This window comes from Lentihominibacter faecis (assembly GCF_014306095.1).
GTDB classification, from domain to species: Bacteria; Bacillota; Clostridia; order Peptostreptococcales; family Anaerovoracaceae; genus Lentihominibacter; species Lentihominibacter faecis.
This window is the reverse complement of the sequence record NZ_JACRWC010000088.1, coordinates 1-23,786: the sequence shown is the minus strand read 5'-3', so window position 1 is coordinate 23,786 and position 23,786 is coordinate 1. Positions and strand designations below refer to the sequence as shown.

The window sequence follows — 23,786 nt, the reverse complement described above, 5'->3', positions numbered from 1 at the left end:
CATCAATTGCTGTTCTCGATCCTGCAGCAGCTGCTGCAAAGTTTCCTCCATCGAATTTTGATATAATAATCTCTTTTCCATAGTATGATCTCCTCCTTTTTGTTTTATTTTGCCATTTCTGTATTTAAAGTGCAATCATCAGAGTGTGTTATCTTGTTGTAGAATTCGTGAATTCCCATATCGAGGACAAAAGGACTCGGATTTGGATTATTTGCCTTTTCTTCACTGCACGCGCATTCGTGAATTCCCATTCCGAAAAAAAATATTAGCATATGGGAAGTTCATTACAATCTTTTTACAATGTCTGTTTGGGGAGTTCCCACATTGTATATTTTTATGTTGTTTCGGGAATTTTTCTGGGCTGCAAAGAGTGCGGCACCTGATATCCAATGGATTTGCCGCTGTTCACTTCCCATATGACTATCATAAATGTCAATCTGGGAATTCATAAATAGAAAAGCCATTAAAATTGAGAAGCTAGTTCCCAAATAACTCAAATTATTTTCTATCTGGGAATTCATGATTTTAAAAGAATCGGTGATGACAAACCGCCGGAGGAAAGCCAGCGATGTCGAGGCGACAGGCAAACCGTCAGAGTGAGAAAGGCCAGCAGTGTCGAGAGTTGGTCAAACCGTCAGAGTGAGAAAGGCTGGCGGTGTCGAGGCGACAGGCAAATCGCCAGAGCGAGGAAGGCTGGCAGCAAAACTTCCAGGTTGAAATACCGGCAACGGAAAGCTGGCGGCCAGTCAGACTTCCGGATCGGGATGTCGGCAGCTCACCGCCGCTTCAGGGAAATAAAAACTCCTGCGATGCATATACCGGTGAAAATGATAAAAGCGATTCGGATCACGCGGATCAAAATCCCTGGGGATGCTTCCGCCAGGGAAGCATCTCCCATACAGCAGGTAACTATGATCGTGACGATCACCATGCTGATGGTGTGACCGATGGAGCGCATAGTTGCTAAAATGGAAGAGGCTACACCATAGTTTGTTTCTTCCACACAGGACATCACAGCATTGGTATTAGGCGATGAGAACAGGGCGAAACCAAACCCCGTTATGATCAGTGCTGTGATGACAATCCAGAGGGACGTGCCTTGGTTCAGGAAAACGAAGAGGCACGTCCCGAGTGCACAAAGACCCATTCCGATAGAGGAAAGTTTGAACGGAGAAAATCGATCTGACAGCTTTCCTGCCACTGGCGACAGGCCCGCCATGATCGCCGGCTGGGCGATCATGATCAGCCCTGTCGCCTGAGATGAAAATCCCTGCACCACCTGCAGGTAGATGGATACCAGGTAGCTGATGGCAAAGGTGGCTCCGTAGTTTAATAATGCCGAAAGATTGGAAAACCCGTATCCGATATTTTCACGAAACATGCGGATATCCACCGCCGGTTCTTCTGTCCTGTATTCATGGCGAAGGAAAAACATCCCTACAGCCAGTCCCACTCCCGCCAACACCGGTGAGATCCAGCCCTTGCCGATTTCCGACAGCCCATACATCAGCAGAACGATCGAGATCAGATAGAGTAAATTTCCAGTCAGATCCAGGCTGTGTGGCTTTGTGAGCGTCTCTTCTGGATCCTGCTGCTGGTTTGATTTTCTTCTGACAAGTTGCTGCAGAGTTTTTCCATGCAAATCAGTATCAGTCAAAAGGTGGTGGCTTTCTCCACAGCTATCCGTCTTCAAATTTTTTACGTTTTTATCTCCCGGCAGTCTAAGCACTGCGATACATGCTGCAGTTGTGATCACACCCGTTACGATAAAGATTGCTTTCCATCCGAAATGCTGGTTAAGGAATCCTCCCAGGACAGGGCCTGAGGAAAGACCGGCATAAGTGGCGGCAAGAGAATACCCGATGACTCGTCCATGGTTTTCCGCTGGAAATGCCTTAAGAAGTACGGCTGTATTGGTGCTGAATATCATAGCTGCTCCTATTCCCTGTACTACTCGAATCAAAATCAGCATCATTATGGATATAGAAAAAACAGCTGCAATACAGCAAATCGTAAACAAACCAACTCCTATCGCCAGTACTGATTTCAGGCTGGTGATATCCGCCACCCTTCCTGCAGGAACAGAACAGGCAGCTACCGCCAGCGTATATCCGGTCACAAGCCAGCCGACCATCCCGGCGCCTGCATGGAATTCCTGTGACAGGTCCGGGATGGACAAATTGAGCGCACTTCCTGTAAAGGTAGTGACGAATGCTGTCAGCACCACCACCAGAATCGTAAGCTTTGGTTTTGGGGTTTGAGGCATTCCGGCCGCCTGACTTTGCTTTGGTTTTGGGGTTTGAGGCATTCCAGCTGTCTGATCTTGCTTTGGTTTCAGGGTTTGAGGCATTCCGGCCGCCTGATCTTGCTTTGGTTTCGGGCGGTTCGCCATTCTGATCTGCTCGTTCCGCATTCCATTGTTCCTTTTCTCACATGTCTTCATACTCCTTAGTATGTACAGTGCCTTGAGATTTTACCACTGCGCCAACATCCCGGCATCTACGGTTCCGTCTCACGTTCCAAGGAGTCACGGTTCAGCCTTACGCTTCCGGAGCTTCCAACTCCGCTTCACAGCCCAAGCAGCTGCGGTTCTGCCTCTCAGTCCCGGCAGTCTCAACTCCGCCTCACAACCCAAGCAGTCACAGTCCCGGCAGTCACAACTCTGCCTCATAACCCAAGCAGTCACAGTCCAAGCATTCTGCCTCTCAGTCCTAGCACTCTCAACTCCGCCTCACAGCCCAAGCAGTTACAGTCCCAGCATTCCGCCTCCCAGTCCCGGCAGTCTCAGTTCGGTCTCACAGCACGATACAGATAAAGTATTCTTTTCCTTCATCGCTGATTTTCTGCAGGGATTTCTGGATCTTAATGCGAATATTATCCGGCACTCCTGCGATTTTGTTTTCCATTTGCTCCGCTACCATTTCGTACAGAGATTTGCCGAAAATATTGGTGTCCCATATACCATTAGGCGCGTTTCGCAGATCGTCTTTAAGACTCTCGACCAGATCCTCTGACTGCTTTTCACTCCCGACCACCGGAGAGACTTCCGTTGTGATATCCGTTCTGATAATGTGCAGCGACGGTGCTCTGGCTGTGATCTTCACTCCGTACTTATCTCCCTGTTTGAATACTTCCGGCTCTTCTACCGTCATTTCATGAAGCTTCGGTTCCACGATACCATAACCTGTATCTTCCACCTGCTTCATGGCATCCTTCAGCTTGTCATAAGCTTTTTTCGCCTTGGAGAACTCTTTCAAAAGTCCGAAGAACTGGGCGTCATTTTCTACCTGCTCCTCCATCAGCTCCGTAATGATCCTGTAATACAACGGTTCAAACAGTTCCAGCCTTAACTCTGCCTGCCCGCTGCCCAGATCCACCGAACGGATCTGAGCATGCTCCACCACGTCTCCATCTTGAAGAGCAGCCACCGATCCACGCAGTTCTTCCACTGTATCAAACTTCTGTGACCAGAGACGAACCGTTTCGATCAGCTGCTTTTTCAGCCAGTGATCCGCATCAAGTCCCTCCACATATCCCGGCAGACTGAACCGGATCTCCTTCATCGGAAACCTGCCCAGAAGTCTGCTCATCAGTTCCGTAAGCTGAGCCTGCGAAGCCTTTGCACAATCCAGGGGGAGCACCGGCACACCGTATTTTTCCTCCATCACAGCAGCATGCTCCCGTGCAGAATCAGACTCAGGACGAACAGAGTTTAAGACGACCACAAAAGGTTTGTGAAGTGCCTGCAGCTGACGGATCACCCGGTTTTCTGCTTCCCCGTAACTTCCCGGTTCCATCGTTCCGATGCTGCCATCCGTCGTGACCACGATACCGATCGTAGCATGCTCCCGAATCACCTTGTCAGTCCCGATCTCAGCAGCTTTTTCAAACGGAAGCTTTTCCTCATCCCAGGGGGTGGCTACCATGCGTGGCTGCCCATCCTCCTGATCCCCCAATGCTCCCGGCACCAGATAACCGACACAGTCCACCAGCCGCACACGGAGCCGCAGAGTGCTCTCCACATCCAGATCGACGGCTTCCGCCGGGATGAACTTCGGCTCCGTCGTCGTGATGGTTCTGCCATTCCCGCTCTGAGGCATCTCATCAAGGATCCTTTCCCGCTCGTATCGGTTCTTTACGTTGGGGATGACCATCAGATCCATAAATCGCTTGATAAACGTAGATTTACCTACTCTCACAGGCCCCACGACGCCGATATAAATGTCTCCGCCTGTCCGACGGCCAATATTCTCATAAATACTCATATTCTCCAAAATAAAAACCTCCCCGCGCCCTGTACTGTTATCCCTACAGTATACGAAGGAGGTTCTGATAGTATTCTTATTTTTCAACGATTTTTCCACTGAGGCTAAAGGTCTTGCCCTCGGTGATCTCCACATCCACCATTTGTCCGATCAGATCTCTGCTTCCGGCAAAGTCCACAAGCTTGAAGCCTTCCGTACGTCCGGTGAGAGTCGCTTCATTTTTCTTGCTGACACCTTCCACCAGCACTTTTTCGATACGCCCGACATACGCCGCATTTTTCTTGCTGCTTGCTTCATTGACGGCTTCCACCAGCCGTTCGAAGCGTGCGTGTTTCACATCTTCCGGGATCTGATCTTCGAACTTTTCCGCCGGAGTTCCTTTTCTCACAGAATACAGAAATGTGAACGCCGAATCGTACTGCACCTGATTCACAAGATCCAGAGTGTCCTCAAAATCTTCTTCCGTCTCTCCCGGAAAACCAACGATGATATCCGTGCTGATGGTTATCTCCGGTACAGCGCGGCGGAGTCTTTGCACCAGATCCAGATATCTCTGCCGATCGTATCGCCTGTTCATGCGCTTCAGCACCCGGCTGCTCCCCGACTGCACCGGCAGATGTATGTAATTGCAAAGCTTGTCGCAGTCCACATATGCCTGTATCAGTTTGTCAGAAAGATCCTTCGGATGGGATGTCATAAACCGGATCCGCTGCAGTCCGTCGATCGCGTTGATCCTGTAGATCAGATCTGAGAAATCCCACCTTCTGCCTTCTGCATCCTCACCCTTATAGGAATTGACGTTCTGTCCCAGCAGAGTCACTTCCCGCACGCCGTCACGCACCAAAGTCTCGATCTCCTGCAGGATATCCTCGGGAGCACGGCTCTTTTCCCGTCCTCTCGTATACGGTACGATACAGTATGTGCAAAAGTTGTTGCAGCCGTACATGATATTGACGAAAGACTTGTGCTGATACAGCCGCTTTGCAGGAAGGCCTTCTGCGATATGACTGGTGTCTGCAAGCACTTCCATAACGGAAGCCTGTTCCATGTAGGCCCGCTCTAAAAGCTCCGGGAACCGGTCGATATTATGCGTCCCGAAGATGATGTCCACCCATGGATATTTTTCGTGGATGGTATCGATCACGTGCTGCTGCTGCATCATACAGCCGCAGACACAGGCCATGTAGGATGGATTCTTTTCCTTGATTTTTTTTAGCTGTCCCAGCGTTCCGAAAAAGCGCTTATCGGCGTTTTCACGGATGCTGCAGGTATTGATGATCGTGATATCCGACTCTTCTTTGGTCAAGACCTGCCGGCAGCCTTCCTCTTCCAGCATTCCGGCAATGGTCTCTGAATCGTGCTCATTCATCTGACAACCAAATGTAATGATATTGTATTTCTTTCCTTCTAAAAAGTTACGGTTGTTCTCTCTGTTCATGCCTACTAATCCTGTTCCCGTTTTTTGTCTCTTGTCATCAGCATGCCAACTGCATCTGCCGCCTTGATCTCCCCTTTGATAGCACGGTAGATCGCTTCTGTGATCGGCATTTCCACGCCTTCTCTTCGTGCCAGTTCATACGCGGCTTCCGTGGTGAACATGCCCTCTACGACCATGCCGACTTTTTCGGTCGCTTCCTGCGGACTCATGCCTTCTCCGATCATGATCCCGCATCTTCTGTTACGGGAATGCATGCTGGTGCACGTTACGATCAGGTCGCCTGTTCCCGTCAGTCCTGCAAAGGTCTCGGCTCTGGCGCCCAGCTTCAGCCCCAGGCGGGTGATTTCTGCAAGGCCGCGTGTCATAAGAGCCGCCTTTGCATTATCTCCAAAACCCATGCCGTCGGATACCCCTGCACCCAGTGCGATGATATTCTTGAGAGCGCCGCCCAGTTCTACGCCTACCACATCATCCGTGGTATAAACGCGGAAACGTTCCGTCATAAAAAGATCCTGGATGGCTTCTGCCGCCTTGAGATTACGACTTGCTGTAGCCACTGTAGTCGGCAGTTTTCTTCCCACTTCCTCTGCGTGAGACGGACCCGATAACATAACGTAGCGGTCCATATCCAGCACATCCGCTGCGATCTCAGACATCCGCTTCAAACTCTTCTGCTCGATGCCCTTTGCAACATTGATGATCAGAGCATCGTCTTTTATGTACGGCAGTGCGCCTTCCAGTGCGGAACGGAAATGCTGCGCCGGCGCTGAAAACAGCACTACATCAGCGTCTCTCAATGCATCTTCCTGAGATAACGCGATAGCGATATTTTCTCCTAAAGGAACTCCCGGCAGATAATCCACATTTTCTCTGTTCTCTTCCATTCTCTGCAGATGACCTGCATCGATGTCCCAGATCTTTACCGGATTTCCCTTGTCTGCTACAACTGTTGCCAGCGCTGTGCCCCAGCTTCCTGCTCCGATGATACCTATCTTTTTCATAACGCTAGTCCTCCTGACCATCGCTGGTCTTTTTCTTTTCGAAGATACTCATGACCGGCTCTTTTCCCTGTAATAGCCGCTTGATGTTGGCACGGTGCTTTACCAGGATGATGATCGCCAGCACGATCCCGATATAGAGAAAATCCCTCTCCATAAACATGGAGATAAACGGGAATACTACCGCTCCTGTGATGGAGCCCACCGACATTCGCTTGCTGATCAGGACTGCGATCACAACGATCAGCAGAGTCAGCAGCGCCATAAGAGGATTTAACCCCAGCAGCGCTCCGAACGCCGTGGCGACACCTTTGCCGCCTTTGAATTTATAGAATACCGGCCATACGTGTCCGCAAAATACTGCCAGCACACACCAGGCTTCCCCGGTAGAACCAGCCAGCAGAAATCCGATCAGTACAGCGATGGTTCCTTTCAGAACATCTACTACCAAAGTGATGACGCCGGCTTTCTTGCCCATGACACGCAGAGCATTGGTCGTACCCGCATTACCGCTTCCTTCTTTGTGGATATCGATCCCCTTCGCTTTTGCCAGAAGTGTAGAAGGAGAAATGTTCCCCAGCAGATAAGCGATGATGAGAGCCAGTACCCACAGCCAGATGTTTACATTAGACATCTTCTTTCTCCCCTTTCTCCCGGAACACGAATTTCAAAGGCGTACCTTCAAACCCAAAGCTTTCCCGGATCTTGTTTTCCAGATACCGTGAATACGAGAAATGCATCAACGGTCTTGAATTGATCTTAAAGGAAAAGAGAGGCGGCTTGACACCCACCTGCGTCACATAGTAGATCTTCAGGCGCTTTCCTTTGTCGGAAGGCGGCTGCTTCATCATGGTCGCATCTGTGATCAGACTGTTGAGCTGCCCCGTCGGTATGCGCATCGCTCTGTTTTCCGCCACATATTTCGCCATGGCAATGACATTGTCCACACGCTGTCCAGTCAGTGCTGAAATAAACACCGACGGTGCATATGACATGAAAGTCAGCTCTCTTGCGATCTCTTTTTTGAAGTCGTTCATAGTGTGATTGTCTTTTTCTAAAAGATCCCACTTGTTTACCACGACAACGATCCCTTTTCCGGCTTCATGGGCGATCCCGGCGATTTTTTTATCCTGTTCTGTGATCCCTTCCTGGGCATCGATCATCAGCAGGCAGACGTCGCAGCGTTCGATCGCTGCCACCGCACGGAGCACGCTGAATTTTTCAATATCTTCATTGACCTTGCTCTTTCGTCTTATCCCCGCCGTGTCGATGAGCAGATACTGCTCGCCGTCTTTTTCAAACGGGGTATCGATAGAGTCTCTGGTCGTCCCTGCGATAGGAGAAACGATTACACGGTCTTCTCCCAGAAGTCGGTTCACCAGAGAAGATTTTCCCACATTTGGTTTCCCGATCATAGCGATCTTGATGGAATCATCTTCCTCCGTTCCTGCTCCTTCCGGGAAGCTGTCCACGATCTCATCCAGAAGATCTCCCAGATTCAGCATGTTGGCTGCGGAAATCGGGATAGGTTCCCCGAGTCCCAGCTCATAAAAATCATAAAAATCATCCGGCAGCTCCGCTTTATCGATCTTGTTGACAGCCAGAACGATTTTTTTGCCCGTTTTCATCAGTATGGAAGCGACTTCCCGGTCTGCTGCCGTGATCCCCTCCTTGCCGTCCACCATAAACAGGATCACATCGGAGGTATCCATGGCCATTTCTGCCTGGTGACGCATCTGAGAAAGGATGATATCCTTGCTGTCCGGCTCGATACCGCCCGTATCGATCAGTGCAAAATGGATCCCCTTCCACTCCGCTTCCGCGTATATCCTATCTCGTCACGCCCGGTGTATCTTCCACAATGGAAACCCGGCGTCCTACAACTTTATTGAAAAAAGTTGATTTTCCTACGTTTGGCCGTCCTACTACGGCTACCAGTGGTTTACTCATTAAAAATTCCTTCCGCAAATTCTACAGGATCGAACTCCTTCAGATCCTCGATCCCTTCTCCTACACCGATAAACTTGACCGGCATATCAAACTCATCCGCTATCGTAACGACAATGCCACCCTTGGCAGTGCCGTCCAGCTTCGTTAAAATGATGCCTGTGATATCGGCCACATCCCCGAATTCCTGAACCTGGGAAACAGCGTTCTTTCCAGTCGTTGCATCCAGTACCAGCAGATTCTCTCTGGCTGCCTCCGGGTATTCCCGTCCGATGACCTTGTTCATCTTGTTCAGCTCATCCATAAGATTTTTCTTGTTCTGCAGTCTTCCGGCCGTATCGCAGATGAGCACGTCGATGTGCTTTGCCTTTGCAGACTGGATCGCGTCGTAGATAACAGCCGACGGATCCGCCCCTTCCTTGTGCTTGATGACATTGACACCGACACGGTCACCCCAGATGCAAAGCTGCTCTGCAGCAGCGGCACGGAACGTATCAGCTGCCGCCAACATCACAGTTTTGCCTTCCTGTCGCAGCTTATGGGCAAGTTTGCCGATGGACGTAGTCTTGCCGCCTCCGTTGATGCCGATCATCAGGATCACCAGAGGGGTATCCTGACACAGCTTCTGTTCTTCTTTCTTATTGATAACGCTGGATATGATCTTGGCCAGACGGATCTTGATGACAGACGGCTTTGTCAGATTATTGGTCTTCACCTCGGTCCGCAGCATATCTACGATCTTCATGGTGGTCTCCATACCGATATCCGATGTGATCAGGATCTCCTCCAGCTCATCCATAAAATCATCGTCAATGGTCGCCTTGCCTGCCAGCGCATCACCGATCCGCTGAGACATTTTCCCAAAGAACGATTTTTTTTCTTCTCTGAACATCATAATCTAGTTTCTCCTTTTTTCGCCGTTTTACGGCTGTTATAATGCAAAATCACTGTCCATGTCCAGGGACAGCACACGAGAAACGCCCTTCTCCGGCATGGTCACACCATAAATGACGTCCGCGTGTTCCATGGTCGCTTTCTGGTGAGTCACCAGTGCGAACTGGATCCCGGAAAGCTTTCGCAGACAGTTGATGAACCGGTCTATGTTGGCGTCATCCAGCGCAGCTTCCACCTCATCCAGGATGCAGAACGGCGTCGGTTTTGCCTTCAGTACCGCGAACATCAGCGCGATAGCCGTCAGCGTCTTTTCACCACCGGAAAGCAGATTGATGTTCTGCAGTTTTTTACCCGGCGGCTGCGCTACGATATCTATATTGGAACTGAGCGGATCTTCTTCGTTAGAGAGTCTCAGCTCGGCATGTCCGCCTCCGAACAGTTCCTGAAATTTCTCTTCGAAATTGATGACGATCTGATCGAAGCTTTCCTTGAACTTGATCCGGATCGTCTTGTCCATATCGTCGATGATCCTGTGAAGATCGTCAGCCGCTTCCTGAATGTCCGCCCGCTGCCCGGTAAGGAATTCATACCGTTCACGCACCGTTTCATATTCTTCGATAGCGCCCACGTTGACCTCTCCCAGTTCACGCATCCGGTTCTTCACCTGACGGCTTTCCTTCATGGCCGCAGACATAACGAACTCCTCCGAACGGAATTCCATGGCTTGTATGTATGAAATCTCAAAATCCTCCCACAGCTTGTTTTTATAGGTGTCCAGCTGGGTTTCATTCCGTGTATTTTTGATATCAAGCTCGTATTTCTGATTCTGCAGTTTTTCGATGGTCTCTGAAAGCGCATCTCGTTCTTCTGCAGATGCCGCCAGCGTTCTGACCAGTTCTGCCTTTTCTTCTCCGACCTGCTCCAGCTTGCTCTCCAGTGCTGTTTTTTCTTCCGTTTTCGCCTGGATCTGCTCACTGGAAGCGCCACTTTCCCCTGTCAGTTTTTCCTGTTCCTGTCTCAGCTCGGTCTGCTGCAGTTTCCTTCTGTGGATATCGCTGTGCATTTCCGCCAGAGAATCACTGATCCGTTTCTTCATGGAATCCATGTGGGATTTTTCCTGCTCGCAGCTGGAAAGCTCGATCCGTGCCTTCGTGATCTCCTCACTGATACCATCGAACTGTTCTTTCTGCCGGTTGTATTCTGCCAGGCATCGCTCTGCGGCTTTTTCGGCTTCTGCGACCGCTTCGGTATTTTCTGCGATCTTCTTCTGCAAAGTTTCCACCATCTCCGCAGAATGCTTCTTTTCTGTTTCAATGCTGGAAAGCTCACGCTCCAGCCGCTGACTGCTGCTGCGGATCTCCCGCAGGGCTGCTTCTGTCAGCTTCAGTTCATGCTCTTTTTCCAGCAGGATCCGTTCTGTACTGCGAATCTCTTCTTCCAGATCTTCCATCTGGCTCCCGTATCCGCCGATTCCTTCCCGCAGGCTTTCCAGCTTGCGTCCAACTTCATCCTTCTGGTTGTTTTTTCCTATGATCTCTTTTTCCAGGCTCTGGATCTCTGCTTTTCGATCCAGGATATTGGCCGTTTTATTTTTATATTTACCACCGGTGATGGCGCCGCCTGCATTTATGACTTCTCCATCCAGTGTGACAAACCGCAGTCCGCCTCCCTTTTTAGACATCCGTACCGCGTGATCCATATCATCTACGATCACCACCCGGCCAAGCAGATAAGAGATGACCCCCTGATATCTGGGATCGAAAGTCAGGCATTCCGGTCCAAACCCTCGAAATCCTGCTTCCTGCCGCAACCGTTCTTCATACGACGTCCGTCCTCTCACTGAGCTGACCGGCAGAAACGTAAGCCGTCCGGCTTTATTCGCTTTCAGCGCACGGATCGCAGCCTTTGCACTCTCATCGTTTTCGCAGACGATATTTTGCAGTCCGGCTCCCAGTGCCGTTTCTATGGCAGTCTCATATCCTTCCGGGACCGTGATCAGATCTGCTACTACGCCGTGGATCCCCGAAAGTCCTGAACGCATGATATAACGAACGGCATAGTTATACCCTTCGTAATTGCTTTCCATTTCCTCGATGGTCTTTTTTCGTGCAGAAAGCTGGCTAAGACTGATCCGCAGATCTTCAAAGGTGCGGGAAAGTTTTTTCTCATCCTCCCGCATCGCCGCGAATTCTTCTTTTTTCAGCAGCCTCTGCTCTTTGATATGTTCCAGATTGTCTACGATACGCTCTTTTTCATGACGCATCTGGTTTAAATTGTCCAGGGTTTCCTTGTTGCTGTCCTCTCCGCTGTCTTTGTCACTGAGAAGCGCGGCTTTTCTTCTTTCAAGGGTCTCTGCCATCCGCTGCAGACTGCTGATTTCCGCCTCTGCAGAACTCCTGTCACCGGAGTGCTCAAACACTTCGTTTTTATGCTGATCCGCCTGCTGCATCAGACTCGCCAGCTTCTGCGAAAGGGAGTCATAAAGCTCCACTTTTTCATCCAGTACTGTTTTGGCCTGCGCAAAGCGTTCTTCCGTCTGCCTGCTTCCTTCCAGCAAAGATTTCTGATTTTCTTCCTCTCGCTGCAGTTTTTCCTGCAGCTCCTGGATCTCAGCTGTCAGTCTCTCCTGATTTTCTGCAATGACACCCAGGCGTTCTTTATCGATCTGTTCCTGGCTGACAAGATGATTCAGTTCATCTATCACTTCCATCAGCTGAGTTCTGGTCTCTTCTGCTATGGATTCCAGTGTTTCCTTGCGTTCCTCATGGGAGGCTGCAGACTGTTCCGCTGCCGACCTTTCCCCGCGGGTTTTGGCAAGGCTCTCATCCAGCTGTTTCAGATCCTCATGGATGCCTTCACTTTTTGCTTTCAGGTTTTCTATATTTTTCAGTATGATATTGATTTCCAGTTCTTTATAGCGATCTCGCAGCTTCAGGTATTCCTTCGCCTTGATACTGTCTTCCTTCAGCCCGTCGATCCTGCTTTCGATTTCGCCGATGATGTCCTGTACACGATCCATATTGGCATTGGCAGCTTCCAGCTTTCGCTCGGACTCTGCCTTTTTTGTACGGTACAGCACGATCCCGGCAGCTTCTTCAAAAATCTCTCTGCGGCTTTCCGTCTTATTGCTGAGGATCTCTGAGATCTTGCCCTGTCCGATGATGGAATATCCATCAACTCCGATACCGGTATCCATGATCAGTTCTCTGATGTCTCTCAGGCGACACTGGTTGCCATTGATATGATACTCGCTTTCGCCGGAACGGAACATACGCCGTGTCAAAGCAACTTCTTTATAATCGATGGGCAGCGTCCCTTCTCCATTGTCGATCACCAGAGTCACTTCTGCCATTCCGCGTGATTTCCGGCTGGATGTTCCCGAGAAAATGACTTCCTCCATCTTGCCGCCACGCAGCATCTTCGGACTCTGTTCGCCCAGTACCCAGCGGATCGCATCACTGATGTTGCTTTTACCACTGCCGTTTGGACCTACTATACAGGTGATCCCGCTGCTGAAATCTATGGTAACAGGCTCCGCGAAGGATTTGAACCCATGCATTTCGATTTTCTTAAAGTACATGCATTTCCCTTTCCATCATTTCTTCCGCTGCCTGCTGCTCAGCCTGTTTTTTACTCTTTCCTCTGCCTTTGGTAACAGGTCTGCCGTTTACGATCAGCTGCACGATAAATGTCTTGTCATGATCCGGCCCGATCTCCTTGACCAGGCGGTATTTGATATCCGTGATACCACGGCTCTGCAGCTTTTCCTGCAGTGCGGTCTTGTAATCTGTAATGATATATTTCCCATGTCTGGCATCTTCAATGGAAGATGCGAACAGGCGCAGCACACAGTCTTTCACGGCTTCAAATCCACCATCCAGATAAACAGCTCCGATGATCGCTTCCATACAGTCTGCCAGAATAGACTCTCTGGTTCTGCCACCGCTCTTTTCTTCTCCGTTCCCCAGGAGCAGATACTGTCCCAGCTCCAGCTTTTTCGCTTCCTGCGCAAGAGATTTCTCGCAGACAAGCGTGGCTCGGATACGCGACAGGAACCCTTCTTCCTCCTGCGGGAAAATATGAAACAGTTCTTCGCCGATGATTGCGTCAAAGAATGCGTCCCCCAGGAATTCCAGGCGTTCATTGCTTTTTTCTTCGTGACAGTGTTCTTTCACGTAAGAACTGTGGGTCACTGCCGTCATCAGGAGCTTTTTATTATTGAACTTGTACTGCAGCTTTTCTTCCAGCTGATGTCGCTCATTCATTGATCGAATACTCCTCTTCATCTTTTTCTATAACTTCCTCCAGCTCCAGCATGGACTGACGGATGATCTCCACCACGTTTTCCTTGCTGTACGGAACGCTTTTGATGATGGCATTGCGTACTGCATTAGCTGTAGACGATCCGTGGATCTTAAGCACCGGTCCGTCTACTCCCAGGATCGGCGCACCACCGTATTCTTCATAGTCAAATTCTTTTTTTAATGATTTTAACTGTGGCTTCAGCATCAGTGCAGCCATTTTACTCTTGATGCTAGCCATCAGTTTGGATTTCACCAGTTCCAGAATGCTCATGGCTACGCCCTCTGTCAGTTTGAGGATGACATTGCCGACAAATCCGTCACAGACGATGACGTCGCAGGCACCTCTCGGCACTTCTCTGGCCTCTACGTTTCCAACGAAATTAACCGGTGCTTTTTTCAGTTTTTTGAATGCGTCCTTGGTCATGCTGGTTCCCTTGCTCTCCTCTACTCCCAGGTTCACAAGACCAACGCGAGGATTGCTTCTTCCCCACACATGTTCCATAAAGATGCTTCCCATAAGACCGTACTCCAGCAGGTTATGAGCCTTGGCTTCCGAGCTTGCTCCGGCATCTACCAGAATGGACGGTTCCTTTCCCATACATGGATAAACGCTTGCCAGCACCGGACGATCTATTCCTTCGATCCTTCCCAGGATCAGCCGGGAGCCTACCACAAGCGCCCCTGTATTTCCTCCGGAAACAAATACATCTCCGGTTCCTTCTTTGATCATATTCAGTCCGACCACCATGGAGGAATCGCTCTTTCTGCGTATGGCTTTTACCGGGCTGTCTTCCATCGTGATGACTTCCTGCGCGTTGACGATATGGATCTGCTCACCCTGATATCCCATTTTGTTCAGCTCTGCCTGGATCATATCCTCCTTACCAACGATATAAATATCATCTTCGATCAGTTCTGCCGCCTGTACGGCGCCTTTTACCATTTCATGAGGGGCATAATCTCCACCCATGCCGTCTAATACAATATTCATGTTCTTCCTCTTTTCTTACTCGTTTTCTTCTTTTCTGTTATTCTCTATTCTCAAATATATCTAAAAATTCCTGTACACGTGCAGGAACATCTTCCGCCTTAAATACGGATGATCCGGCTACGATGATCTCAACACCGGCATCGATCACTGTTTTTACGTTGGCCAGGTTGATCCCTCCATCGATTTCGATACGAAAATCAAGTCCGTATTTTTCCCGGAGCCCTTTTAATTCCTGTGCCTTTCTGATAGCTGACGGAATGAACTTCTGTCCGCCAAATCCCGGATTGACCGACATGATCAGGATCAGATCTGCATCTTCCAGCACGTATTCCAGAGCGGAAACCGGCGTTCCAGGATTGATGGCCACTCCCGGTTTGACGTCCATGGAACGGATATGCTGCACCGTCCTGTTGATATGACGGCACGCTTCCTGATGCACCGTGATATATTCTGTCTGTTCCGTAACAAAATCACCAATATACTGATCCGGATTCTCTATCATGAGATGCACATCAAACGGCATCTGCGTCCTGCCGCAAAGGCTCTTCATCACCGTTGCACCATAGCTGATATTCGGTACAAAATGTCCGTCCATGACATCTACATGGATCAGATGCGCTCCGGCATTCTCGATTTGTTTCACATCTTCTCCCAGACGCGAAAAATCTGCGGATAATATAGATGGTGCTAATTCGATCATAGTAGTTACCTCACATTTCTGCACATATATTGTTTTAGTACTGTCTTGCCTTGCGGATCTCTTCCATCTGGCTCTTATATGACTCGTATCGCTCTATAGCGATCTTTCCTTCTTCTACTGCCTGCCGGATACTGCATCCCGGCTCTGACAAATGCTTGCAGTTATGATATCGACAACCGCCCAGAAATCCTGTCATCTCCGGGTACAAATGCTGCAGTTCCTCTTCCTCTGCTTCCAGAATATCAAAGGATGTGAATCCCGGCGTATCGAAGATCATTGTGCCATGTTTCTCATCGATAGAAAACAGCTCCGCATGACGTGTCGTGTGTTTTCCCCTTTCGGACTTGCTGCTGATCTTGCCGGTCTCAGCTTGCGCGTGAGGAATAAGCCTGTTTAGTATCGTCGATTTTCCTACACCTGAAGCTCCTGCCAGCGCCACCTTTTTCCCCAGTGTCATGCGCCGAAACTCCGCCAGACTTTCCTCTCGATCCGGATCCATCAAAAGTACCGGATACACAGATCCGTAGATCCTTTGCAGCGCGGCAATGTTTTCCTGTGCCTTCTTCGCAGCTTCCCTGTCTCCTTCTGCCAGATCACATTTATTGACACAAAGGATGATCTCTGTACCGTTTTTCTCCGCCATCACCATGAATTTATCGATGACTGACAAAATCGGTGCAGGCGATGCTGCTGCCGTAACGATCGCAAAACAATCTACATTGGCAATAAAAGGGCGGATAAAACTGTTCCTGCGCGGCAGCACGCCGGTGATAAGGCTGTCATCGTTTTCAGGGATCACTTCGAATTCGACTTCATCACCTACTGCCGGTTTGACCGCTCTCTGCTTGAACACACCCCTTGCCTTGCATCTATATACTTCATCGCCGGATTTTACATAATAAAACCCGGCGATTCCTTTTACTATTAAGCCTTTTTTACCGCTCATACATTAACGTCCTCAATCATCTTCATCCGGTGCGGTCGTTGTTTCTGTCGGTTTCGCGCCCTTGCTGACACGGATCCGCACGGAAGTCCCCTTGTCAAGCTGTGCATTGGCATCGTACTGCTGCCAGATGACTTCTCCCTCTGCATATGTGGAGCTGTATTCATAGCTGATGGAACCCAGCGAAAGTCCTGCCTTGGACAATGCTGACTGCGCATCATTTATGGATTTTCCTACCAGATACGGAACCGTCGCCTTCGCCTTGGATCCGTCGCTGACTACAACGTTGATGGCAGTTCCCTTCTCCACTTCTTCACCTGCATCAGGATCCTGACTGAGCACAGTGCCCTTTTCTTCTTCACTGGCTTCTTCGCTTACCGTTCCAAGCTTGAATCCGGCTGCTTCCAGGTAGTCGGCAAGCTCGCTCTGCTTCTTGCCCCGCAGATCAGGAACCGATCCGTCTCCCAGACCCTTGCTGATATTTACGGTCACGGTACTTCCCGTCTTGATCGTCGTACCAGCGTCTGGATCCTGCGATACGATACGTCCCTTCTCCACTTCTTCGCTGACTACTTCATCGCCCTTCTTGATGCGGATCTTGTATTCCTTCGCCGCGATCTTCGCTTCTTTCAGCGTCATGTTCTTAAAGTCCGGAGCTTCGATCTCCTTGCCTCCAAACAGACCTGTCGCAAATCCGATCACAACGAAAAGCAGCAATGCTGCTGCGACTGCCGATGCGATGATGATGATCTTCTTCTTTTTACTCATCGGCGGCTTCTTGCCTTTTTTCCGGTTGTAATCCCGTTCATCTACGTATTCGTCCTCGCCGTCATCGTAATCTGTTTCAGCGATCGGACCTCTCTGTTCATCACGGTTTCTACCGTTTACTAAAACGGAATCTCCTACTACCGTGCTGACAAATTCCAGGTTATTCAATGCTTCGATCAGTTCATCTGCCGACGCGAAACGGTTCACCGGATATTTGTCAGTACACTTGAGGATGATGTGTTCCAAAGCCGGAGGAACTCCATCTACCAGTTTGGATGGCGGTATCATCTCCCCATTGATATGCATCAGTGCAATATTTACCGGATTGTCGCCGTCAAACGGCACTCTTCCTGTCAGCATTTCATACATCACGATGCCCAGGGAGTAGATATCGGATTTCTCGTCCACATACCCTCCTCTTGCCTGTTCCGGCGAGAAGTAGTGAACAGATCCGATGATCCCTTCTGTATTGTCTACTATAGTCGCAGCATTGACCGCCTTGGCGATACCAAAGTCGGTGATCTTAGCTGTACCATTGGGTGTGATCATAACATTGTGCGGCTTCACATCCCTGTGAATGATGTGATTCTTGTGAGCGAAAGCCAGTGCTGCAGCGATCTGCTTGGACAAAGCGATCACTTTCGGATACGGCATCGGGCCCTGCTCCTTGATGTAATCGCTGAGCGTTTTCCCCTGGATCAGCTCCATTACTATGTAGTGGATGTTTCCTTCCCGGCCTACATCATAGATATTTACGATATTAGGATGGGACAGGCTCGCCGCCGCCTGTGATTCTCTTCTGAAACTGTCGATAAATTTATGGTCGTTGATAAATTCAGGCTTTAAGATCTTGATCGCTACAAAACGATTCAAAAGCTTGTCTTTTGCCTTGTATACTACAGACATGCCGCCTTCGCCGACTCTCTCGAACAGCTCATATCTGCCTGCGAGTACCTTATTACTCATCTTTTCCTCCTCAGTTTATATTTTCAAACAAATCACCGTTATATTATCACGGCCTCCGGCTGCCAGTGCTTCCTGCACCAGACTTGTACACATATCGTTCATATTCTGATCCGTTTTCAGGATCTGTGCTATTTTTTCTGCCGGCACTTCTCCGTAAAGTCCATCGGAACAAAGCAACAGGATATCATTGCTCTCCAGATCCACCTTATAAAAATCCGGATCCGCCCTGTGTTCCGTTCCAAGTGCCTTGGTGATAACGTTTTTTTGTTCATGGTGTTCCGCTTCATCTTCCGTGATCACGCCTTTATCGATCAGTTCATTGACATAGGTGTGATCCCTGGTGATCTGCCCCAGCTTTCCGCTGCGGAACAAGTATGCACGGCTGTCTCCAATGTTGGCAATATAAGCCGAGTTCATCCTTATGTAGGCCGTCACGATGGTCGTGGCCATGCCTCGATTCTGCTGCGACTGCAGGCCCATCTGATAGATCTGCTCGTTTACGTCTTCGATGATATCCGCGAAGAATCCAAATATCTCTTCCGGACTGCGATACTGATCCATCGCTGCCTCATTGACCATGCGGGCAATTTCACTGACTGCAGTCCTGCTGGCTACTTCTCCGGAGTTGTTTCCCCCTACTCCGTCAGCCACGACATAAACGTTCCGCCCGGGGACAACAAAGCAGGCATCTTCATTATTCTGCCTCATGATCCCCTTGTCGCATTTAAATCCAATCTGCACCATACTTTATCTGCCTTTCTTTTAAATCAAGCTTTCGGAACGCTTCATCACGCAGATGAAGAATCCATCTGTTCCATCCACCTGTGGAAGGAGCAGAAGCTTTTCTTTCTTTTCAAACGAAGGATTTTTGCGCAGGAAGGCTTCTACAACTTCTTCGTTTTCCTCCGGATTTACCGTGCAGGTGCTGTAAAGCAGCGTGCCGCCTGGTTTTACATAGGAAGATGATGCGGAGAGGATCGCCAGCTGTTTCTTCGGCAGACGTTCCATTTCCATCGAATATTCCTTGTACTTGATCTCCGGTTTTCTGCGCACCACACCCAGACCGGAGCACGGTGCATCTACAAGAACGCGATCTGCCTTCTGCAGCAGGGATGAATCTACTCTCGTAGCATCCCAGGATCTGGTTTCGATATTGCGAATTCCCAGACGTTCCGCTTCTTTTTCGATCAGTTCCAGTTTTCTTTTATATACATCGGACGCTATGATCCGTCCTGTGTTGTTCATACGTTCTGCGATAGCTGTCGTCTTGCCGCCTGGAGCTGCGCATACATCCAGCACCAGGTCTCCCTGCTTCGGATTCAGTTTTTCTGCCACAAGCATGGAGCTCTCATCCTGCGGAGTAAACAGTCCCAGCTTGTACATATCGGAATCCAGAAGATTGTTTCCTTTGACATGAAGCGCATTCTGGCACAGCGACCCCTGCTCCACCGTAAAGCCTCTCTCCTGCAGGTTCTTGATCAGATCCGGTTTCATGACCCTAAGCCAGTTGAGGCGGATCGTCATCGGAGGCGTTTCATTGCCTGCTGCCAGCAGCTTTTCCACAAAATCAATATCGTAATGATCCAGCCACATTTCTACGATCCATGGAGCATAAGAATACTTTATTGACAGATAGCGCACTTCATCCTCGCCTCTTGCCGGAAGTCTGAGCTGGATCTTTTTGTTGATGTATTCTCTGAGAACGCCGTTGACCAGAGAAGCTTTGCTGTGGCAGTATCTCTTAGCCAGTACAACGCTCTCGTTAACAGCGGCATATTCCGGAACAGACCCCATGTGGGCGATCTGATAGACACCCATTCTGAGAATGATCAGTTCCGGTGTTTTTAAACTTTTCACGCCATCTTTGACCAGGAGGTCTATATAGTAATCAAGCGTCAGCTTGTTTTCCAGAACTCCGTATACCAGTTCCCGAACAAATCCCGGTGCATTTGGCTTATTGATGACCATCTGATGATTGAGTGCAAGATTCGAATAAGCCTTTTTCGATTCTACATCTACAAGCACCAGATATGCGGTTTTACGATTGATATCCATTAGTCACGCCCCCTAATCATTAAAATACGGATCAGATTCGCCACTGCAGTCGCCAGTGCCGCAACATATGTCATTGCTGCTGCGGACAGCACCTTTTTCGCCCCGGCCGTCTCTGCGGGCTCAATGATCCTCAAGTCCACCAGCTGGCGGATCGCCCGCTTGCTGGCATTTAATTCTACCGGCAGAGTCACCGTGTGAAACAGCACAACTGCCGCAAAAAACAAAATTCCCAGATCAAAAATCATATTCCCTGTTGTCTGATTGCCGGCCCAGATGATAGCAAGTCCTATGAGGATCAGTGGCCAGGATGCCACAGATACCAGGCTTACTACCGGAGCGATAGCACTTCGGAATCTGAGAAACGCATACGAAGTCCCGTCCTGGATCGCATGGCCTGACTCATGAGCCGCGATACTGACCGATGCAATGGAAGTCCCGTTATAGACTTCACTGGAAAGTCGCATCACATCATTTTTCGGGTCATAGTGATCTGTCAGCGTCCCCGCAGTCATTTCAACGGGAACATGTCGCAGTCCGTTGGCATCCAGGATCATACGCGCAGCCTGATGACCGGTGATCCCCCGTCTGTTGTTGATCTGCGCATAACGGTTATATGCACTTTTTACCTTTCCCTGCGCATACAATGCGAAAATAATGGCAGGAATCAGGATCACGATCGTCGGATCGAACATCCCAAAATACATAAAATCACCTCTCGAAAAATATTTTATCCTAAAACTGTTCCAATTTCAATGGAATTACCTTTTAAATATTCTTTTACCTCTATTCTTTTTTTCCCGGGCATCTGGATTTCTGTCACCCGAAGTATCCCCCCGCAGGCGGCAATATCGATCCCTGCCTCTCCGGCAGCCACCACAGTTCCATCTGCTGCATCCGTCTGTATTCCCGGCACTTCTGCTCTCCAGAATTTCATCATCTTGTCTCCCAGATATCCAAAGGTTCCCGGCCACGGATCAAAAGCCCGTATCGTTCGTTCCAGACGTACAGGCATTTGCGAAAAGTCCAGATGTCCTTCTTTTTTTGAGATCATCGGTGCATAAGTGGACAATGCATCGTCCTGCTTCACCCTTGGAAGCTCCCCTAAGTGATCCAGCGTATCCACTAAAAGCTCCGCGCCCATCTGTGCCAGCTCATCGTGAAGTTCCTGTCCGGTCTTCCGTCCAACAGGGGTCGCCGCCTTTGCCAGCATATCCCCGGTATCCAGACCTTCTTCCATATACATGATCGTGATACCTGTCTCTTCATCGCCCTCAATGATAGCCCGCTGAATCGGAGCAGCACCGCGAAACCGAGGTAAAAGCGAACCATGCACATTCAGGCAGCCATACTCCGGTAGCTCCAGGATCTCTTTTGGCAGGATCTGACCGTATGCTGCTACCGCGATCAGATCTGGAGCGATCTGCTGCATCTGCTGCAAAAATTCCGCGTCTTTCCGAACTTTTACGGGCTGCAGGACCGGTATTCCAAGTTCCAGAGCTTTTTCCTTCACAGGTGAATATTTTATTTTTTTCCCGCGATCTCGCACAGCATCCGGCTGCGTTACCACGCATGCCACTTCATGGCCGGCGCGGACCAGCGCTTCCAGGGACGGCACAGCGAAATCCGGCGTCCCCATATATACGATTTTCATCGGCATCACTCCTCTGTAGTATCTGCAGCGTCGGTCAGTTCATACATTTCCTTCGCCTTGTCCTTATATAAAATACCATCCAGATGATCGTATTCATGACACATCACGATAGCCGGAAATCCTTCCAGGGCAAACTCCTGTGGATTTCCCTCCCGGTCCAGACCCTTTATGACGATCTTTTCCGGACGATCTACCACTCCCACGTATCCCGGAACCGACAGACATCCTTCTTCGCTTTCCTGCAAACCTTCCTTAGAGACGATCTGCGGATTGACAAAATAGTAAAGCTCCCCGGGCTGCGGCTCTGCCACGAACATCCTTCTCACGATGCCGACCTGAGGTGCTGCCAGTCCCACGCCCTGTGCCTGACGCATGGTCTCTACCATATCATCCAGGATCATCTGCGTCCGTTCCGTCACCTGATCCACTTCCCTGCACGTCTTGCGCAGGATCGGATCACCATCCTCCAAAATATTTCTAAGTGCCATCTTTTCCTCCTGTCTGCAAAGCAGCCTCCGGCCGCCTTCTGCTAAATAAAACTGTATGGATTGATATCTACGATCGCCGTATAATCTTTTTTCTTCTTTTCAATATCTTCTTCACGAACCGCCGCTACTATGCGCGAATATTCTGCTCTTCGGCCCTGCGGGCACTTGATCAGCATGGAATACCTGTAGATATCCTTGATCTTTCCCAGATACGCCTGCTGAGGCGGAAATACCATTTCCTGATCTTCACGCGCCATCCTGCCGCGGATCCGCTCATACCAGCTTTCCGCTCCATCCTTTGCAGCATCCTCCCTCTTTGCCGTAAACACGATCTGGAACAGATCGCTGTATGGTGGATACCCCATGTAGGCACGCAGCTGTTTTTCTGTTTCAAAAAAACCTTTATAATCATGCTGTGATGCAAAGGCTACAGCGTAATGCTCCGGGCTGTAGGTCTGGATGACCACGTGACCCTGACTGTCGCCGCGCCCCGCCCGTCCCGCAGCCTGCGTGATCAGCTGGAATGTACGCTCCGGCGAGCGGAAATCAGGAATATTGAGCGACACATCAGCCGAAACGATCCCGGAAAGACCTACATTGCGGAAGTCCAGCCCCTTGGCGATGATCTGCGTTCCGATGAGGATCTGTGTCTTTCCACTGCGAAAAGCCTTCAGCTTCCGCGTCAGTTCTCCCTTTCGCTTCACCGTATCCAAATCAAGGCGTTCCACCGCATACTCCGGAAACAGATCCGATACGGCTTCTTCCAGTTTTTCTGTCCCGCTGCCAAAATACCTGATATATTTACTGCCGCATTCCGGGCACTTGTTCGGCGCCGGTTCATGATAGCCACAGTAGTGACACACCGCCTGGCCGCCTGCTTTATGATAAGTCAGAGAAAGACCGCAGCCGGGGCATCTGGCCACATAGCCGCACTCCCGGCAGGACACGAACGTAGAATATCCCCGCCTGTTGAGAAACAGGATCACCTGTCTGCCCGCTTCCAGCGTATCCTTCATTTTACTGTAAAGCTCGCTGCTTATGATAGAACGATTTCCTCGTTTCAGTTCCTCACGCATATCGACGATGCTGACTTCCGGCAGCACCACTTTATTATAGCGCTCTGTCAATTCCAGAAGCTCATAGATCCCTTCCTGTGCCCGCTGATACGATACAACTGACGGCGTCGCGCTTCCCAGAAGCAGGATCCCGTTATTGTCCTTATCCTGCACCCGCTTCAGCGCCACCTCGATGGTATCGTATTTCGGGGTATGATCTGATTTGTACGTAGTCTCATGTTCTTCATCGATCACGATCAGCCCGATGTTTTCCAGGGGCGCAAATACTGCCGAACGTGCTCCGATGACGATCTGTCCGTCTC

The 23,786-nt window shown here is 49.8% G+C and carries 18 protein-coding genes and 1 pseudogene; all 19 read right to left on the bottom strand.

What is annotated here, in order from left to right:
- Positions 1–775: 775 nt before the first annotated feature.
- Positions 776–2,266, bottom strand: coding sequence for an MFS transporter (locus tag H8876_RS06910; RefSeq protein WP_249287120.1), 1,491 nt, complete (start codon positions 2,264–2,266; stop codon positions 776–778).
- Positions 2,267–2,795: 529 nt separating this feature from the next.
- On the bottom strand, positions 2,796–4,265 hold the full coding sequence (spoIVA, locus tag H8876_RS06905; RefSeq protein WP_249287121.1) for a stage IV sporulation protein A: 1,470 nt from the start codon (positions 4,263–4,265) through the stop codon (positions 2,796–2,798).
- A 76-nt stretch (positions 4,266–4,341) separates the two neighbouring features.
- Entirely contained in the window at positions 4,342–5,703 is a 1,362-nt protein-coding gene (gene miaB, locus H8876_RS06900; protein WP_249287119.1) for a tRNA (N6-isopentenyl adenosine(37)-C2)-methylthiotransferase MiaB, read from the bottom strand.
- Between the two features lie 5 nt (positions 5,704–5,708).
- Positions 5,709–6,704, bottom strand: a complete 996-nt coding sequence (locus H8876_RS06895) for an NAD(P)H-dependent glycerol-3-phosphate dehydrogenase (RefSeq protein ID WP_249287118.1) — start codon at positions 6,702–6,704, stop codon at positions 5,709–5,711.
- Between the two features lie 4 nt (positions 6,705–6,708).
- Positions 6,709–7,335 (bottom strand): glycerol-3-phosphate 1-O-acyltransferase PlsY, encoded by a 627-nt coding sequence (gene plsY / locus H8876_RS06890; protein ID WP_249287117.1) that lies wholly within the window; start codon positions 7,333–7,335, stop codon positions 6,709–6,711.
- A pseudogene (gene der / locus H8876_RS06885) lies at positions 7,328–8,651 on the bottom strand (ribosome biogenesis GTPase Der). Before der ends, plsY begins: the two are co-directional and overlap by 8 nt.
- On the bottom strand, positions 8,644–9,543 hold the full coding sequence (gene ftsY, locus H8876_RS06880) for a signal recognition particle-docking protein FtsY (RefSeq protein WP_249287116.1): 900 nt from the start codon (positions 9,541–9,543) through the stop codon (positions 8,644–8,646). Before ftsY ends, der begins: the two are co-directional and overlap by 8 nt.
- 36 nt (positions 9,544–9,579) lie before the next feature.
- Positions 9,580–13,122 carry a chromosome segregation protein SMC gene (gene smc / locus H8876_RS06875; protein ID WP_249287115.1) on the bottom strand — a complete coding sequence of 1,181 codons (3,543 nt, stop codon included), beginning with the start codon at positions 13,120–13,122 and terminating at the stop codon, positions 9,580–9,582.
- Positions 13,112–13,807, bottom strand: coding sequence for a ribonuclease III (gene rnc, locus H8876_RS06870; protein WP_177265771.1), 696 nt, complete (start codon positions 13,805–13,807; stop codon positions 13,112–13,114). The genes smc and rnc overlap by 11 nt, the downstream gene beginning before the upstream one ends.
- Positions 13,800–14,837, bottom strand: a complete 1,038-nt coding sequence (gene plsX / locus H8876_RS06865; protein WP_249287114.1) for a phosphate acyltransferase PlsX — start codon at positions 14,835–14,837, stop codon at positions 13,800–13,802. The genes rnc and plsX overlap by 8 nt, the downstream gene beginning before the upstream one ends.
- 37 nt (positions 14,838–14,874) lie before the next feature.
- Positions 14,875–15,537 carry a ribulose-phosphate 3-epimerase gene (gene rpe / locus H8876_RS06860; protein WP_249287113.1) on the bottom strand — a complete coding sequence of 221 codons (663 nt, stop codon included), beginning with the start codon at positions 15,535–15,537 and terminating at the stop codon, positions 14,875–14,877.
- Positions 15,538–15,571: 34 nt separating this feature from the next.
- Complete coding sequence (rsgA, locus tag H8876_RS06855; protein ID WP_249287112.1) at positions 15,572–16,483, bottom strand: ribosome small subunit-dependent GTPase A; 912 nt, start codon at positions 16,481–16,483, stop codon at positions 15,572–15,574.
- Positions 16,484–16,495: 12 nt separating this feature from the next.
- A complete protein-coding gene (gene pknB / locus H8876_RS06850) occupies positions 16,496–18,214 on the bottom strand; it encodes a Stk1 family PASTA domain-containing Ser/Thr kinase (RefSeq protein ID WP_249287111.1) in 1,719 nt (572 codons plus the stop codon).
- Between the two features lie 15 nt (positions 18,215–18,229).
- Complete coding sequence (locus H8876_RS06845; RefSeq protein WP_177265775.1) at positions 18,230–18,958, bottom strand: Stp1/IreP family PP2C-type Ser/Thr phosphatase; 729 nt, start codon at positions 18,956–18,958, stop codon at positions 18,230–18,232.
- Positions 18,959–18,976: 18 nt separating this feature from the next.
- Positions 18,977–20,269, bottom strand: a complete 1,293-nt coding sequence (rsmB, locus tag H8876_RS06840) for a 16S rRNA (cytosine(967)-C(5))-methyltransferase RsmB (RefSeq protein ID WP_249287110.1) — start codon at positions 20,267–20,269, stop codon at positions 18,977–18,979.
- Entirely contained in the window at positions 20,269–20,973 is a 705-nt protein-coding gene (locus H8876_RS06835; protein WP_249287109.1) for a zinc metallopeptidase, read from the bottom strand. The genes rsmB and H8876_RS06835 overlap by 1 nt, the downstream gene beginning before the upstream one ends.
- 23 nt (positions 20,974–20,996) lie before the next feature.
- Positions 20,997–21,920, bottom strand: a complete 924-nt coding sequence (gene fmt, locus H8876_RS06830; protein WP_249287108.1) for a methionyl-tRNA formyltransferase — start codon at positions 21,918–21,920, stop codon at positions 20,997–20,999.
- 5 nt (positions 21,921–21,925) lie between these two features.
- Positions 21,926–22,408 (bottom strand): peptide deformylase, encoded by a 483-nt coding sequence (gene def, locus H8876_RS06825; protein ID WP_249287107.1) that lies wholly within the window; start codon positions 22,406–22,408, stop codon positions 21,926–21,928.
- 41 nt (positions 22,409–22,449) lie between these two features.
- The coding region (gene priA, locus H8876_RS06820) for a replication restart helicase PriA (RefSeq protein WP_249287106.1) at positions 22,450–23,786 on the bottom strand (1,337 nt) is incomplete at its 5' end.